The sequence below is a fragment of the Enterobacter sp. AN-K1 genome (assembly GCF_020971765.1).
Lineage (GTDB): Bacteria > Pseudomonadota > Gammaproteobacteria > Enterobacterales > Enterobacteriaceae > Enterobacter > Enterobacter hormaechei_C.
In genome coordinates this window covers 4,413,419-4,427,443 of the sequence record NZ_CP087390.1, presented here as the reverse complement: position 1 = coordinate 4,427,443, position 14,025 = coordinate 4,413,419, and the positions used below count along the sequence as shown (strand labels likewise).

The window sequence follows — 14,025 nt, the reverse complement described above, 5'->3', positions numbered from 1 at the left end:
GTAACTCAAATAGATCAAATGTTAAAAATATTTTGCTATCAGGTTATCAAATTCAAACATCTTAACTTGTCACCCGCGTCGCTCTGTTTTTAACATCGCCTATGGAAAAAAATGGTCTGTTCAGTCAGCGCATACGCTTGCGCCATTTGCATACTTTTGTGGCCGTCGCTCAACAGGGAACGCTGGGGCGAGCGGCTGAAACCCTTAACCTCAGTCAGCCTGCACTATCCAAAACGCTGAACGAACTGGAACAGCTTACCGGAACCCGCCTGTTCGATCGCGGCCGTCTGGGCGCTCAGCTTACTCTCGTGGGTGAACAGTTCCTGACGCATGCCGTTAAAGTTCTCGATGCCCTCAATACCGCCGGTCAGGCGCTCAACCGTAAAGAGGAGTCGGCCAGCGACATCGTGCGCGTGGGCGCGCTGCCAACGGCGGCGCTGGGTATACTGCCTGCGGCGATCGGCCAGTTCCACCGTCAGCAAAAGCACGCCACGCTTCAGGTCGCGACCATGAATAATACCATGCTGCTGGCGGGCCTGAAGTCAGGCGAGCTGGATCTGGGCATTGGGCGGATGTCCGATCCGGAACTGATGAGCGGCCTGAATTACGAGCTGCTGTTCCTGGAATCGCTGAAGCTGGTCGTGCGTCCGAATCATCCCCTGTTGCAGGACACCGTGACCCTGAGCCGCGTGATGGAGTGGCCGGTGGTGGTCTCACCAAAAGGAACCGTTCCGCGTCAGAATGCGGAAGCGTTGCTGCAAATGCAGGGCTGCACGCTGCCTTCCGGGTGTATTGAAACGCTCTCGGCGTCGCTGTCGCGCCAGCTTACGGTGGATTACGACTACGTGTGGTTTGTGCCGTCCGGCGCGGTGAAGGACGATCTGCGACGCGGCGTGCTTACGGCGCTGCCGGTAACATCGCCCGGCGCGGGAGAACCGATTGGGATCCTGACGCGGGTAGATGCCCCGCTCTCTGAAGGTGCCCAAACGCTGTTAAGCGCCATTCGTAAATCAATGCCTCTCTGACCCTAAATGCAGAACCCGCCGCGAAGGCGGGTCTGTCTTACTCAGAACGTTTCCCAGTTATCACCGGAGACGGCCGCCGCCGGGGTTAAAGGCGCGGATTTCGCTGCGGTTGCAGGGGCTGTAGTCCGTCCAGCCCCTGCCCCGATGAGACGAAACGCGCCAACGGCCTCCGTCAGACGTGCGCCCTGCTCTTCCAGCGAGGCCGCCGCCGCAGAAGCTTCTTCCACCAGCGAGGCATTCTGCTGCGTCACCTTGTCCATCTCGGAAATCGCCTGGCTCACCTGAACAATGCCGCGGCTCTGCTCATCGGACGCCGCTGCAATCTCCAGCATAATATCGGTGACGCGCTTAACCGCCTCGACGATCTCATCCATGGTATTGCCCGCCGCAACCACTTCCCCGGAACCCTGATCGATAAGTGAAACAGATTCATTAATCAGGCTTTCAATCTCTTTCGCCGCATTCGCGCTGCGGCTTGCCAGGGTGCGGACTTCACTCGCCACGACCGCAAAGCCGCGTCCCTGTTCACCCGCACGCGCCGCCTCGACCGCCGCGTTGAGCGCCAGAATATTGGTCTGGAACGCAATGCTGTTAATCACGGCGGTAATTTCAGAGATCTTCTTCGAGCTGGTGGAAATATTACCCATGGTTTTCACCACGCCGGAGACCATCTGCCCTCCGCGGCTGGCCTTCCCGGAGGCATCTTCTGCCAGTTTACTCGCATGATGCGCGTTATCGGCGTTCTGTTTCACCGTCGCGGTAAGCTGCTCCATGCTGGCCGCCGTTTGTTCAATCGCCGCCGCCTGCTGCTCGGTACGGGAAGAGAGATCGGTGTTACCCGCAGAAATCTCGCTGGTTCCCCGGTAGATCTCCTCCGCCCCTTGCCGCACGGTGCCTACGGTGGTCACCAGCGCGTGCTGCATCGTTTGCAGATCGCGCGTCAGGCGGCCAATTTCGCTGCGCCCGGTCGGTTCGTCCGGCATGGTCAAATCGCCTTTTGCGATATTTTCGATACGCGTAGCGGCTCGCTGGAGCGGGTTTATCACCGTACGGCGCAGCACCACAAAGGTGATCACCGCCAGCGCCAGCGCCAGGCCAAACGCGCCGAACATAAACATCAGCCCCAGCCGGGTGCGGGTGTGAGCCTGTGCCGTCAGCGCGTTGGCGCGTTCGGTGCGGATTTTTATCGCCTTCAGCAGCACCGCGTTATAGGCATCGTCCAGCGGACGCGCGGTCTCATTTTCGTGGTTAATAATGGCTTCAAACATGCCGTTTTTGGCATATTTCAGCATCGGCTGCATACCGGCGATGTAGGCGTCATAGCGGGCTTTCAGATCGCCATCCAGCGCTTCATCAGCCGGGGTACGAACGGTGCGCTTCATATAGGCGGCAAATCCTTCCTGCGACTGCCTGATGCGGATCTCAGCCTCAGCGATGTTTTGTTTCATCGCCTCCATCTCCGCGATACGGCTCGCCGCACCCGCGTGGATCATGTTGATACGGGCGGTGCGTAAATGGTTGGAACTGTTTGACAGACCGGTGCGCACCTGGATTTCTGCCGTGACATCCTGCTGATCGTTATCGGCCTGGAGCAGGAAATAGCCTGCCAGACCTGAGCTCAATGCAAACAGGAGAATAATGCCACCGAGAATGGAGGAAAACAGCGGAACCAGCCGGATGTGATGCAAGAAACTCAGCTTAGGCTGCGCCTGCATCGATGTTGTGTTGTCCATGACCGTCGACTCTCTTATAGGTAAGATGCGTAATAACACGCCTGTAAAAGAGTCATCGGCACGCCAGGGAATTAAATTACGTCTAAAAGCGCCGGACAGGTCACACTTTAGAGAAGATCAGGGAAGAAATGCCAGCGGAAAAAACCGCTGGCAGAATAATCAGTTGTCGCCGAAATGGATAACGGTGCGAATGGATTTTCCTTCGTGCATCAGATCGAAGGCTTCGTTGATCTGCTCCAGCGGCAGGCGGTGCGTAATGAACGGATCAAGCTGAATTTTACCGACCATCGCATCTTCAACCATGCCCGGCAGCTGAGTACGGCCTTTCACGCCGCCAAATGCTGACCCGCGCCATACGCGCCCTGTCACCAGCTGGAAGGGACGGGTTTTGATCTCCTGACCCGCGCCGGCCACACCGATAATGATGCTCTCGCCCCAGCCTTTGTGGCAGCACTCCAGCGCTGAGCGCATTACGTTGACGTTGCCGATACATTCGAAGCTAAAGTCCACGCCGCCATCGGTCAGCTCCACGATCACGTCCTGAACCGGTTTGTCGTAGTCTTTCGGGTTGATGAAGTCGGTCGCCCCCATCTCACCTGCGAGCTTAAATTTCTCCGGGTTGGTATCCACAGCAATGATACGCCCAGCTTTCGCCTGTACCGCGCCCTGGATAACCGCCAGACCGATCCCGCCCAGGCCGAACACCGCCACGGTGTCCCCCTCTTTCACTTTCGCCGTGTTATGCACCGCGCCGATACCGGTGGTGACACCGCAGCCGAGCAGACAGACTTTATCCAGCGGGGCCTGCGGATTCACTTTCGCCAGTGAGATCTCGGCGCACACCGTGTATTCGCTGAAGGTGCTGGTACCCATGTAGTGATAAATGGGCTCGCCGTTATAGGAGAAACGGGTGGTGCCGTCCGGCATAAGTCCTTTGCCCTGCGTGGCGCGCACGGCCTGGCAGAGGTTAGTTTTGCCGGATTTGCAGAACTTACACTCGCCGCACTCTGCGGTGTAGAGCGGGATCACATGGTCGCCGGGCTTCAGGCTGGTGACGCCTTCACCCACTTCCACCACCACACCGCCCCCTTCGTGGCCGAGCACCGCCGGGAATACGCCTTCCGGATCGTCACCGGACAGGGTAAACGCATCGGTATGGCAAACGCCGGTGTGGGTAATTTTGATCAGCACTTCGCCTTTCTTCGGCGGAGCAACATCAATTTCAACGATTTTCAGCGGCTGGCCTGGGCCGAACGCGACAGCTGCGCGAGATTTCATGATGTCTTTCCCTTGTTGTGAGGTGTGTGGGTTTATTTTAGATAAGAGCGCAGTAAATGGCCGACTTCCGCCATCCGCACTGCCCGCTGATCCGGGGTGGTCTCCCCCGTCACCAGCTCATCTTTGAGGTGAATTTCGACCATTTCCCCCATCAGACCATTGGCAGCGCCGCGCACGGCGGCAATTTGCTGCAAAATGGCGAGACAGGGATCGCCCGATTCCAGGGCGCGTTCAAGGGCATCAACCTGGCCCCGAATGCGGCGGACGCGGGTCAGAATACGTTTTTTATCTTCGGGTGAATGCGGCATACGCCCTCCTGATACTATAGGGGGGTATTGTATCGCTCATGGGAAGTTAATGTAAACATTAAGTTTTATGAGGGTATTATGTAATTTATAGTGTGTTTCTTTTCTTGACTCGAACATCTGAACTAAGCTATGACACATTCTGTAAAAACATAGTTGTAATAAATACCGTCGTATCCGCATTTTTGAAGGTTTCTGCATTCACGCAAATTCCCGTCCCCACCAAAGACTGTAGGTTTCTTAAGAATACAATGAGGAATATACTAATACGCGATAGTTAACATTTTTAAATGTCAAATGCTTTTTATGAATGAAAACTTTTATTAAGGGCTTTTAATGAGCATTTTCTTAAGACGAAGTATATATGCATTATACAAAGATAGTTTATTTTTCTTTCTTCTTAGTTTGGTTGTATTGATACCTTTCAATTTCCTTAGCGATAAATACACTCAGGAGATAGAAACTATCATTGAAGAACATATGGCCCCTCATTCTCTTGCAGCAATGCTTGTAATAGCAACGTCTATTACGTCTCTGACACTTCGATTTGTCGGAAGCATAAACGTCAAGAAAAAATATAATAAACTCATATATACACTCATTATTTTCCCTGTTATCAAAGTAGGGAAAGCGTATGCTTCTACGATGGTCGGCATGATGACAGGGTTAGCCTTAATATTATCCTTCTCTGAAGGCATATCAAAAGCAATAATACCTTTATTTTTCATTGTTTGTATTTCTATGTACTGGTTTCTTTTTGAAGCGATATTGTATGTTAGTAAAAATGGCCTGCCATCAAACGTCAGTAAAAAAACAACAAATATTTTATTGCTAATAATAGTAATTATAATACCCGCAGTGTATTTCTACATTGTATGAAGTAGCTATCAATGAATTCAAAACCAGATGGCCATACCTAAAAATTGCGGCCAGTTTTAAACTCAAGTTAAGATCCGTATTGAGCAGGCAAATGAGATCACTATAGCCTGTCTGTACAACTGCGGCCACGGTGTTATTGGCCTTGAGGCATTTAGCACTAATACACATGCTGGTCACAAGCTGCTGGCTTAGCCACTCTTTCTTCGCCTGCCAGCTCGGGTGTGGAGAGGCGGAAATGCTGTATCAGGTGTATTCGACCTGCTTCAACGAGTTCTATGTTGAGCAGCTACAGCTGTTTAACGAGCGGTTGGGGTTTACCCTTAACGTCTCTCTCAGAGATGGTGCAACCATATTTAGGGTTTACCCCCACCTCGACCAACCCTATTTAGCTCAAAATGTTAAAAATCCGCACTTATATGGCACAATGTGAACAGAAATAACATTCTCGTCACCTAACATACTCGCTACAAACAAAATGGTGGTGTTAATGATTGTACTAAAGAGCTTTTTATTCTTCGTTGGCGCAGCAGCCGCTTGCGCACTTATTGTACTGTGTCTTTGGGTTGATATGCGGTTTGTCGGCCATGATATTCCGGAATTATCACTGACCGAAATTATGCAGGAAACGGTATTAGCGACTATTGTCTTTCTCCATTTTCGTCTGGCGAAAATGGACGAATCCATGCGTTACTGTAATATTCTGGTGGGCGGATTTTTCCTGACAATGCTAATTCGTGAACTGGACGCGCTTTTTGATCTCATTTCTCATGGGAGTTGGGTGTGGTTCGCGCTGATTACCGCTCTGCTGGCGTTAATTCGCCCCGTTATGCATTTTCGCGCTACCCTGGAACAGCTGGCAAAATATACCCAATCCCCCTGGTACGGCATTCTGTTGAGCGGCCTGCTGGCTGTACTGGTCTTCTCCCGCCTCTTTGGAATGCAGGTGCTGTGGCACGACATCCTGGAGCATGGCTATATGCGTGTCGTGAAAAACGCCGTGGAGGAAGGTTCGGAATCATTCGGCTATATGCTGTGCCTGGCCGCATCCCTTGGCTATTACGTTACCTTTCCCGCTCACGCACGACAAAAATAATCTCTTCGTGCTGCGTAGAGAGAGACGGCGAAGGAAATATAGATCAACGACATCCCTAGGACGTTAGGGTAGTCATGTAAGAAAGACATGTCCTAAAAAGGGGCAATCTGCCGTCGATTTCAGCGAATTCTCGCTCACTCCTGCAATCAGCGTCTATCCTTAGACTACCAACAAAAGGAGGCTGGAATGTCTGATTTCGACACTGATAAAAATGCACAGTACGCTGGCGATAAAGCCAAAAACAAACTTGATGAATTATCCGGCTCTGCGCAGCAGCAGTTTGGTGAATTCGTTGATTCCCCTAAACACCAGGTGAAAGGTGCAGCGAAAAAATATGCTGCCCAGGCCAGTGATGCCGTCTCGGATGTCACTGAAGCCGTCAGAAACAATCCCTTAACGGGCTTAATCGCTGCGGGTGCGGTAGGTATCGTTCTGGGACTTCTGCTGGGACGTAAATAATTTCAGGCCCTTCGGGGCCTTTCCTTTTCCCTTCTTTCCTGCTCTTTCCCCCCCTATAGTTGATAGTTTTCCTGACAAAAACACGATCCACGTGAAAAGTTGTACAATTTTAATGTACAGATTTGATCGAATAGTATAAATTCAATGCCACTGATGTTACAAAATTGTTTGTTAACGGTGGAAAATTATGCGTCGCAACCATGCTCCCTCTACAGCATAAAGCGCTATCACCTTGTATTTTAACAAGGATAACGTCCCAACACAGCAGGAAACCCTTGGTGCCATCGTCAATGAGATCATCAAAGAAAATGTACAACTGAGCAGAATGACAATCTGTACAAAGCTGTTGCGCAGAATTGAAGAGTCAACGTCTGACGTTGAGAAAGCGCACTATAACGGTCTGATAGCCCTCTTCTTCGAGCGTTAACCTGAACACTGTTTTTTTAACTTACTAAGTTAGTCATGCTGAGTGAGAATAGAGCTCCTGAATGCGATGACTAACCCCATGCTACAGCCTGCTGCGTGTAGCAGAGTGAGATTGAAGCTATGCATAGAACTAAATTTGAACGACTTAAGGATGACCTTATCGGTGAGGCCGTATTATCCATACTGAAAGAGAACGGACCTATTACCTTTGTGTCTCTTGCTAATCGCCTGCGGGCGATGGCTAACGTTGAATCAAATGATGAACGTAAAAATGCATTGATTGCCGCTGAAGATGAAGTGCGCCAGCGTGTAACCGGCGTCTCGCACGACCGGGGAAGAGTGATGGGCGATTATGAAATTGGGCGCATGCGCTCTCTCTTTACTCACAACACGCTTCTGACCCCAGACAAGAAACACTAATTTTAACCGAAACGGTGACCACCATGAGTAAAGCGATTATGCAGCAGACGTATAATTTTGAAGCCCTGCACGATAAAGAACTGGCGGAACATTTTCTTAATGCTGGAAAGCATCTCAGTGGTGAGGTTGAAGTGTTGGGCTCGGCAATACGCTGTATTATGCTGACCGGTGACAATCTCTCAAATAAAGAGATTATCCTGCAACTGATTCACGCCCTCGAAATTACCGAGGAGCCCGAAGCCTGCGATGTCATTCGAAACACGCTTGAAATTGTTGTCGGTTTTACGCGCGATGATATCTGATAACAGATTATTGCCCTGGTGAGTGACTGTTTTTGCTGGTGGTCGAAGAGTTAAGTCTGTCGTACCACCAGTATAGTGAAGCCATTAACTAAATAGCCGTACCATTCGATCCAGCTCATCTTCTTTAACCGCCCGGGAAAGATAATATCCCTGGAAGCGCTTAACCCCTAATGCGACAAGTTTTTCAAATTTTTCTTCGCTATCGACGCCTTCCGCAACGCATTCCCTTCCCGTCATGTCGCTGTATATCTGTATCGCTTTAATAATGCTATTGTCATTGTCGTTAGCAACAAAGTGCTCAACTATATCGCGGTCAAGCTTCAGTCCATCAACATTAATCTGTCGGATGGGTAACATAGCGTAATTTCTGGAAAAGCAATCATCCAGAAACAGCCGGCATCCCTCGGCGCGTAAACGCTGGAGAATGACAGGAATATTTGGATCCTTTGTTACATCAATGGTTTCAGCTAATTCGAAGACAAGTTTCCCGGCCCACTGCGGTTTCAGTAACATTTCAACGGCTTTTTTCGCCATTCCCGGCAGCGCGTTCCCGGCAGCCAGTTGAGGAGGAATATTAACCGAAAAATAATATTTTCCATTGTATCTGTTGATACCTGATACGGCCGCGTGAATGACTAACGCCGTCAGCTTGAGCCAAATTTCGCCATTTTTTATCCCATCCAGAAATTGGCCTGGTTTCAGGACCTGACCGTTTTTATGCCAGCGCAGCAGAATTTCAAAGCCTACTCCTTTTTTATCGCTATCGGTAATAATTTGATAAGCCGCAAAGATTTCCCGCTTATGTAACGCCTGCAATATATTTATTTCTGCTTCCGAAAACCCCTGCGCTTTGTTCTTTACTGCACAGACCTCATCCCTTAAGACACGTGCATCGCTAAACCACACTCTGATAAGATATAATTTACTCAACCCCACTTTCCGATGGGTATAAATGGTTTTATCTGACAACCCTAACCTCGCTGACTGCTCTTTTATCGAAATACCTCGATAAAAATTCAGCAATACGGTTAATTCACGTTTTGATAAACCATGCAGGCTTTCCTTACCTTCTTTCTCAGGTCCTTCACGCAATAAACGTGACGAATCGGCATGTACATCAGAAATATTCTCTACACAATTCATTACCTCTGAAATATTCGCCACCCTGATCCTAGACAACGATCTGGTATTATTAACGAGACTTTTCAGCGTGGCATAAAGCCACCTTTCTGGTATTGCACCATACAGGGTCACGCTACAAATAACCGGCAGTGCATTCAGAACCGAGACCAACCGTTTCAGGCTTTCAAGAAAGGCAGTCACGTCGCGACCAAGAAAAACAGAAACTTCAGGCTGTTGATTTTGCATCATTTTTTGCACATCACCTGAGCAAACTTCATCCTCTTCAAAATGGAGGCGCGTGGCGTTTACGCCACGAGACTTCAGAAGCAGGCTATACCCCTCGAAGGTGAAACCGCAGGCTGAAATAACGAATCGTTGCTTGTAGCAAGTACCTTGCATAAAAGGTAAGTTTTGAGACATAACCTGCTCCTGAGAATGTAAATATCATTCCCAAATGTGATTAAAGCCAATATTCTTTGTCGCATTGAATAATTTTACCGCACCCCATTTGGTTAATAAACCGTTATCAATGTTATGCACGGGAACATCTTTGCGTTAATCAACCCACTCATCCATATGCAGAATAAATATTACTTTCTTTTCATATAACGACAGTAAATATGCACTTCACAAGGTATAATGAAAATTCCGAAAAAGAAGACCAGACACTTCATCTTATCGGCCCAGACAAAAAGAGAAAATGCTATGGATAATCACATTTCATCCAGGGCTTTGCTACATCGAAGGGATGTTATTAAAAACAACCCGCGATTTGGTGAAGCTATAACAGAGCACTACAGAATTAATGATGCCATTTATAAAAAACAACCCTTGTTCTATAAAACGATGCTTCAGGAATCACGCTTCAACATAATACTGTCAATGTGTTGTTTTGTTTTTGGTAATCAGGCTGAGTCAGTTTCAGAGATAAAGGCACTGTGTACTCGCTATAATATCGCCAGCCCTAACAGTGTTATCGCGATCATCACAATACTTAAGACCACCGGGCGAATTAAGACCTGGCGCTGTACCGAAGATCGCCGAAAAACAAAAATCGCACCAACGGAAAAAGGACTGGATGAGCTGAAACGCTATATGTCCGGGGCGTTTACGCCTGTTAGCATTCTTTTTCCGACATTCAATATAAATGCTAACCTTCTGGACAATGACATTCTGAGGCACAACTTTTTCCGGCGCGCCGCAGAGTACCTTTTCCGCGGATTAACATTCAGGAAAGTGCTTCCGGAGGTAGGTTTATTTATTGATAAGGATGGTGGCCGAATGATTATGCTCTATCTCTATTTGCAGGCCATTAAAAACAAAACAGCACACGGTGCCATAATAGCGTATTCAGCCAGCACACTGGCAAAAGAATTTTTCGTCTCGCGTATCCACGTCAACCGCATTATCAAATCGGCGCAGGAGGCAGGTTACCTTAAAGATCGCGGCGATGGCCGGATGTCAATTTACCCGGCATTTATCGAGCTGGTCGAAAATTATGCCGGATTATATTTTGCGTATGTCACACATTACATCAACGTGGTACCAAAAGAACGACGCCATGTTGTCAACATGACGCCTACAATCTGATCTGACGGGCGTTCGGTTTGCTGAACGCCTTTTTTACCGCTCGCGCAGCGCCTCTTTTGCCTTATTCAACGGTTTCAGCAGATAATCAATGACGGATTTACTGCCGGTTTTGATATCAACCGTGGCTATCATGCCCGGGAACACCGGAAATTCCTTGCCCTGCCTGTTGGTCAGATGGTTACTGTCTGTACGGATATAAACGCGATAATAATAAACATCCCGTTTCACCTCGTCCTGAAGGGTATCCGGGGAAATCATCGTCACCTCCCCTTCCAGCCCGCCGTAGATGGAGTAATCATAGGCGGTGACTTTCACCAGCGCTTTTTGCCCGGGATGGATAAACGCGACATCGCGCGGCGAGATTTTCGCTTCTATCACCATCTGGTCATCAAGCGGTACCAGGCTCATCAGTTTGCCGTTCGGCGGGATCACCCCGCCCACCGTCGTCACGTCAATGTCCTTCACGATGCCACGCACCGGCGCATTAAACGTTAAGCGGGTGAGTGAATCTTCGCGTCCTTTCATGACCGAACGCTGCGCTTCCATTTCCGCGTTCGCTTTTGCCAGTTCTTCGCGGGCGCGAACGTAGTACTGGTTTTTCATTTCGGTGATTTTGCTCTCCAGCTCATTTTTTTGACGTTCAAGGCGTAAGACTTCGACCTTACTGGCCGCCCCCTGCGTCACCAGCGGGCGCGTTAATGCCAGTTCACGCTGCACGAGATCCGCTCCCTGGCGTAAACCCGCCAGCCCTTTTTCAAGGCTTTCGCGACGTGACTGATAAAGCGCCGTTTCCTGTTTGACCAACTCAACGTCGTCATCCAGCTCTGCCGGGAATGTCAGCCCGGTGTCGTTTACCTCAGCATTCAGACGCGCGGCCGTCGCCATCGCGGCGTTTAATCGAGACTCGCTCTCCAGCACGCTGGACTCGGTTTTCGTCCGGTCCAGTTGGGCAAGCTGTTGACCACGCTCGACGATATCGCCCTCGCGCACCATCAGACTGTGGATAATCCCCCCTTCCAGGGACTGGATCACCTGCTCGTGGGAGGACGGGATCACCTTGCCGCTACCCGTCGTGACCTCATCCAGCTGGAACAGGCTGGCCCAGGTTATAAAGACCACCAGCAGGGCAAACAGCGACCATGCCACCAGCGACGAACGCGGCAGGCGCGGCTCCTTGAGCCGGCTGTTAAAGCGGGAGAAATCATTCATGCCACGCCCTCCGTTTTCAGTTTAACCGTGCGCTGCGGCGCCTGCTGCGGGGCCATTCCGTGCTGGCGTAAAATGGCATCACGAGGGCCATCCATCACCACTTTGCCGTTTTCCAGGACGATGATGCGGTCAACCAGGTCCAGAATCGGCAGACGATGCGTCGCCACCACCAGCGTCCGGCGCTTACCGAGCCACTGGTGCAGATGCTGGATAAACTGCTTCTCGCTGACCTCATCCAGCCAGGCGGTGGGTTCATCCAGCAGCAGAATATTCGGCGAGGTGATCAGCGCGCGCGCCAGCAGCAGCGCCTGACGTTGCCCGCCGGAAAGCCCCGTTCCGCCCTCATTGATGATGGTGTTCAGCCCCATTTTCTGCTTGCGCACAAACTCCAGCGCGCCGCTGTTGACCAGCGCCTGATGGATTTCCTCGTCTGTCGCCAGCGGATTACCCATCAGGATGTTGTCGCGTACGGAGCCGAAGAACAGCCGCGCCTGCTGGCTGAGCAACTGCATGTCGCGGCGCACGTCGGCCGGGTCAAGATGATTGAGAGCAATATCGTCCAGCAAAATGCTGCCCTGCTGTGGCTCCTGCATTCCCGCCAGCAGATGCAGCAAGGTGCTTTTCCCCGAACCATTCCGCCCGAGCACCGCCACGCGCTCCCCGGCGCGAATGCGCAGTTTGCTGATATTCAGCACGGTAAGCTTCTCTTCTTCATCGTAATAAAACCCGACGTCGTCCAGCCGATAATCACCGCGCAGATGGGCTTTATGCACTTTTTTGCCGTGCTGGGGATCGTCAATCGGGCGCTGCATCAGGTCATCCAGTCCCTTGCGGGCCACCTTTGCCGACTGCCAGCGGGAGAGCACGCCGGAAATCTGCGACAGGGGCGCGATGGTGCGGGACGCCAGAATCGAGGTCCCCACCAGCGCACCGGTGGTCATGTCGCCGCTGATAACCAGATAACACCCCACCAGCAGCACCACGGCGTAGACGATAGACTGCACCTCCTGGGTCCAGGTCAGCAGCAGCCCCGTCAGCCAGCGCTGCTTCATGCCGACGCTCGCGGCAACGTCATTGGTGTTATTCCACTGGTTCTGGAACCTCTGCTCGGCGCGCATTAGCTTGATGTCCTCAAGCCCCTGCACCGCTTCCACCAGCGTGGCGTTACGAATCGCCGATTCACGCATCCCTTCGCTGGAGAGTTTTCCCAGCGGGCGCTGCACCAGCAGGCCGGGAATGAGCAGCAGCGGTACGGCCAGCAGCACCACCAGCACCAGCGGGCCGCCAATCATCCACAGAATGAAGACGAACAGCAGGAAGAACGGCAGATCGGAGATAGCGGCAATGGTGGTGGAAGTGATCAGCTCCCGCACCGACTCCAGCTCGCGGATCTGGGCGATAAACGACCCGGTCGATTTCGACCGTGCGCCGTTTTTAATCCTCAGGGCGTGGGCAAACACGCGCTCGGAAATACGCAGGTCGGCGCGTTTCCCTACCACGTCCGAAATATGCACCCGCAGCATGCGCATGATGAATTCAAACACGATGGCGATCATCACACCGCCAAACAGCACCCACAGCGTGGCCTCCGACTGGGACGGCACCACCCTGTCATACACCTGCATGGAAAAGACCATGCCGGAGAGCGCCAGCACGTTGGCGACCAGCGCCACCAGCATTATGTCGCTGTAACGACGCCAGTCTTTCAGCGCCAGCTGCCAGAACCAGTTTTTCTCATAGGGTTTGATGTAATCATCCACGCGCGCATCCGGCGTGGACTCCAGGGGACGCAGCACCATCAGCCCCTTTAACCGCGAACCGAGTTCGTCGCGCGTCAGCGTCGTCTCCAGGCCCCCGTCGCCGCTAAACTGCACGCTGACGTTCTCTTCGTTGTCCATACGGTTGATGACCGCAATTTGCCCGCCGGTGAACTCCGCCAGCAGCGGTAAACGCCACGGATCGAGCGCTACGGCTCCCGCCGCCACCCAACGCATCCCCAGCCCAAGCTGGCGCGCCATCTCCTCCAGCACCAGCTGGCGTGGAGACTGGCTTTCATGGTTAATCGTGACCCGAACATGCTCCGCCGAAAAATCCAGCCGATAATATTTCGCGATGATGAGCATGCCCTGCAACCAGGGTTCGTACTGTGGATGTGTCTTCATAATGCTACGTCCTGTTCAGGGC

At 51.5% G+C, this 14,025-nt stretch carries 14 protein-coding genes; 8 read left to right on the top strand and 6 right to left on the bottom strand.

Annotation, left to right across the window (positions count from 1 at the left end; all coding sequences use genetic code 11):
• Positions 1-101 precede the first annotated feature (101 nt).
• Positions 102-1,025 (top strand): LysR substrate-binding domain-containing protein, encoded by a 924-nt coding sequence (locus LOC22_RS20980; RefSeq protein ID WP_015570563.1) that lies wholly within the window; start codon positions 102-104, stop codon positions 1,023-1,025.
• A gap of 41 nt (positions 1,026-1,066) precedes the next feature.
• Here the strand turns inward: LOC22_RS20980 and LOC22_RS20975 are convergent, their stop codons facing one another.
• From LOC22_RS20975 to LOC22_RS20965, 3 genes are all read right to left on the bottom strand, one after another.
• Positions 1,067-2,758, bottom strand: a complete 1,692-nt coding sequence (locus LOC22_RS20975; protein ID WP_230239179.1) for a methyl-accepting chemotaxis protein — start codon at positions 2,756-2,758, stop codon at positions 1,067-1,069.
• 159 nt (positions 2,759-2,917) lie between these two features.
• Positions 2,918-4,036, bottom strand: a complete 1,119-nt coding sequence (locus tag LOC22_RS20970; RefSeq protein ID WP_017693450.1) for an S-(hydroxymethyl)glutathione dehydrogenase/class III alcohol dehydrogenase — start codon at positions 4,034-4,036, stop codon at positions 2,918-2,920.
• Positions 4,037-4,068: 32 nt separating this feature from the next.
• Positions 4,069-4,344 (bottom strand): metal/formaldehyde-sensitive transcriptional repressor, encoded by a 276-nt coding sequence (locus LOC22_RS20965; protein ID WP_003857256.1) that lies wholly within the window; start codon positions 4,342-4,344, stop codon positions 4,069-4,071.
• A 333-nt stretch (positions 4,345-4,677) separates the two neighbouring features.
• Between LOC22_RS20965 and LOC22_RS20960 the strand changes: the two genes are divergently transcribed.
• The 6 genes from LOC22_RS20960 (at position 4,678) to LOC22_RS20935 (ending at position 7,920) form a co-directional block, all read left to right on the top strand.
• Positions 4,678-5,220: a hypothetical protein gene (locus LOC22_RS20960; RefSeq protein WP_230239178.1), complete on the top strand. Its 543-nt coding sequence runs from the start codon at positions 4,678-4,680 to the stop codon at positions 5,218-5,220.
• Positions 5,221-5,707: 487 nt separating this feature from the next.
• On the top strand, positions 5,708-6,313 hold the full coding sequence (locus tag LOC22_RS20955; RefSeq protein ID WP_045338265.1) for a hypothetical protein: 606 nt from the start codon (positions 5,708-5,710) through the stop codon (positions 6,311-6,313).
• Between the two features lie 186 nt (positions 6,314-6,499).
• Positions 6,500-6,772 carry a DUF883 family protein gene (locus LOC22_RS20950; RefSeq protein ID WP_003857263.1) on the top strand — a complete coding sequence of 91 codons (273 nt, stop codon included), beginning with the start codon at positions 6,500-6,502 and terminating at the stop codon, positions 6,770-6,772.
• A gap of 232 nt (positions 6,773-7,004) precedes the next feature.
• Positions 7,005-7,199 carry a two-component-system connector protein YcgZ gene (locus LOC22_RS20945; RefSeq protein WP_413464784.1) on the top strand — a complete coding sequence of 65 codons (195 nt, stop codon included), beginning with the start codon at positions 7,005-7,007 and terminating at the stop codon, positions 7,197-7,199.
• A 119-nt stretch (positions 7,200-7,318) separates the two neighbouring features.
• Positions 7,319-7,618: a hypothetical protein gene (locus LOC22_RS20940; RefSeq protein WP_017693452.1), complete on the top strand. Its 300-nt coding sequence runs from the start codon at positions 7,319-7,321 to the stop codon at positions 7,616-7,618.
• A gap of 23 nt (positions 7,619-7,641) precedes the next feature.
• Positions 7,642-7,920 (top strand): biofilm development regulator YmgB/AriR family protein, encoded by a 279-nt coding sequence (locus LOC22_RS20935; protein WP_017384011.1) that lies wholly within the window; start codon positions 7,642-7,644, stop codon positions 7,918-7,920.
• Between the two features lie 84 nt (positions 7,921-8,004).
• Here the strand turns inward: LOC22_RS20935 and LOC22_RS20930 are convergent, their stop codons facing one another.
• Complete coding sequence (locus LOC22_RS20930) at positions 8,005-9,462, bottom strand: EAL domain-containing protein (protein WP_214586216.1); 1,458 nt, start codon at positions 9,460-9,462, stop codon at positions 8,005-8,007.
• A 285-nt stretch (positions 9,463-9,747) separates the two neighbouring features.
• Here LOC22_RS20930 and LOC22_RS20925 point away from each other — a divergent pair, with 285 nt between their 5' ends.
• On the top strand, positions 9,748-10,632 hold the full coding sequence (locus LOC22_RS20925; protein ID WP_230239565.1) for a MarR family transcriptional regulator: 885 nt from the start codon (positions 9,748-9,750) through the stop codon (positions 10,630-10,632).
• Between the two features lie 33 nt (positions 10,633-10,665).
• On the opposite strand, the gene LOC22_RS20920 is transcribed toward LOC22_RS20925, so the two are convergent.
• On the bottom strand, positions 10,666-11,841 hold the full coding sequence (locus tag LOC22_RS20920) for an HlyD family type I secretion periplasmic adaptor subunit (RefSeq protein ID WP_023296584.1): 1,176 nt from the start codon (positions 11,839-11,841) through the stop codon (positions 10,666-10,668).
• On the bottom strand, positions 11,838-14,003 hold the full coding sequence (locus LOC22_RS20915; protein ID WP_214586215.1) for a type I secretion system permease/ATPase: 2,166 nt from the start codon (positions 14,001-14,003) through the stop codon (positions 11,838-11,840). Before LOC22_RS20915 ends, LOC22_RS20920 begins: the two co-directional genes overlap by 4 nt.
• Positions 14,004-14,025: the final 22 nt, after the last annotated feature.

Excerpts from the sequence above, each read along its gene's own strand:
- LOC22_RS20930 (WP_214586216.1), bottom strand. The coding sequence starts at position 9,462 with ATGTCTCAAAACTTACCTTTTATGCAAGGTACTTGCTACAAGCAACGA.
- LOC22_RS20955 (WP_045338265.1), top strand. The coding sequence starts at position 5,708 with ATGATTGTACTAAAGAGCTTTTTATTCTTCGTTGGCGCAGCAGCCGCT.
- LOC22_RS20960 (WP_230239178.1), top strand. The coding sequence starts at position 4,678 with ATGAGCATTTTCTTAAGACGAAGTATATATGCATTATACAAAGATAGT.
- LOC22_RS20940 (WP_017693452.1), top strand. The coding sequence starts at position 7,319 with ATGCATAGAACTAAATTTGAACGACTTAAGGATGACCTTATCGGTGAG.
- LOC22_RS20970 (WP_017693450.1), bottom strand. The coding sequence starts at position 4,036 with ATGAAATCTCGCGCAGCTGTCGCGTTCGGCCCAGGCCAGCCGCTGAAA.
- LOC22_RS20965 (WP_003857256.1), bottom strand. The coding sequence starts at position 4,344 with ATGCCGCATTCACCCGAAGATAAAAAACGTATTCTGACCCGCGTCCGC.
- LOC22_RS20925 (WP_230239565.1), top strand. The coding sequence starts at position 9,748 with ATGGATAATCACATTTCATCCAGGGCTTTGCTACATCGAAGGGATGTT.
- LOC22_RS20950 (WP_003857263.1), top strand. The coding sequence starts at position 6,500 with ATGTCTGATTTCGACACTGATAAAAATGCACAGTACGCTGGCGATAAA.
- LOC22_RS20915 (WP_214586215.1), bottom strand. The coding sequence starts at position 14,003 with ATGAAGACACATCCACAGTACGAACCCTGGTTGCAGGGCATGCTCATC.
- LOC22_RS20935 (WP_017384011.1), top strand. The coding sequence starts at position 7,642 with ATGAGTAAAGCGATTATGCAGCAGACGTATAATTTTGAAGCCCTGCAC.
- LOC22_RS20920 (WP_023296584.1), bottom strand. The coding sequence starts at position 11,841 with ATGAATGATTTCTCCCGCTTTAACAGCCGGCTCAAGGAGCCGCGCCTG.
- LOC22_RS20980 (WP_015570563.1), top strand. The coding sequence starts at position 102 with ATGGAAAAAAATGGTCTGTTCAGTCAGCGCATACGCTTGCGCCATTTG.
- LOC22_RS20975 (WP_230239179.1), bottom strand. The coding sequence starts at position 2,758 with ATGGACAACACAACATCGATGCAGGCGCAGCCTAAGCTGAGTTTCTTG.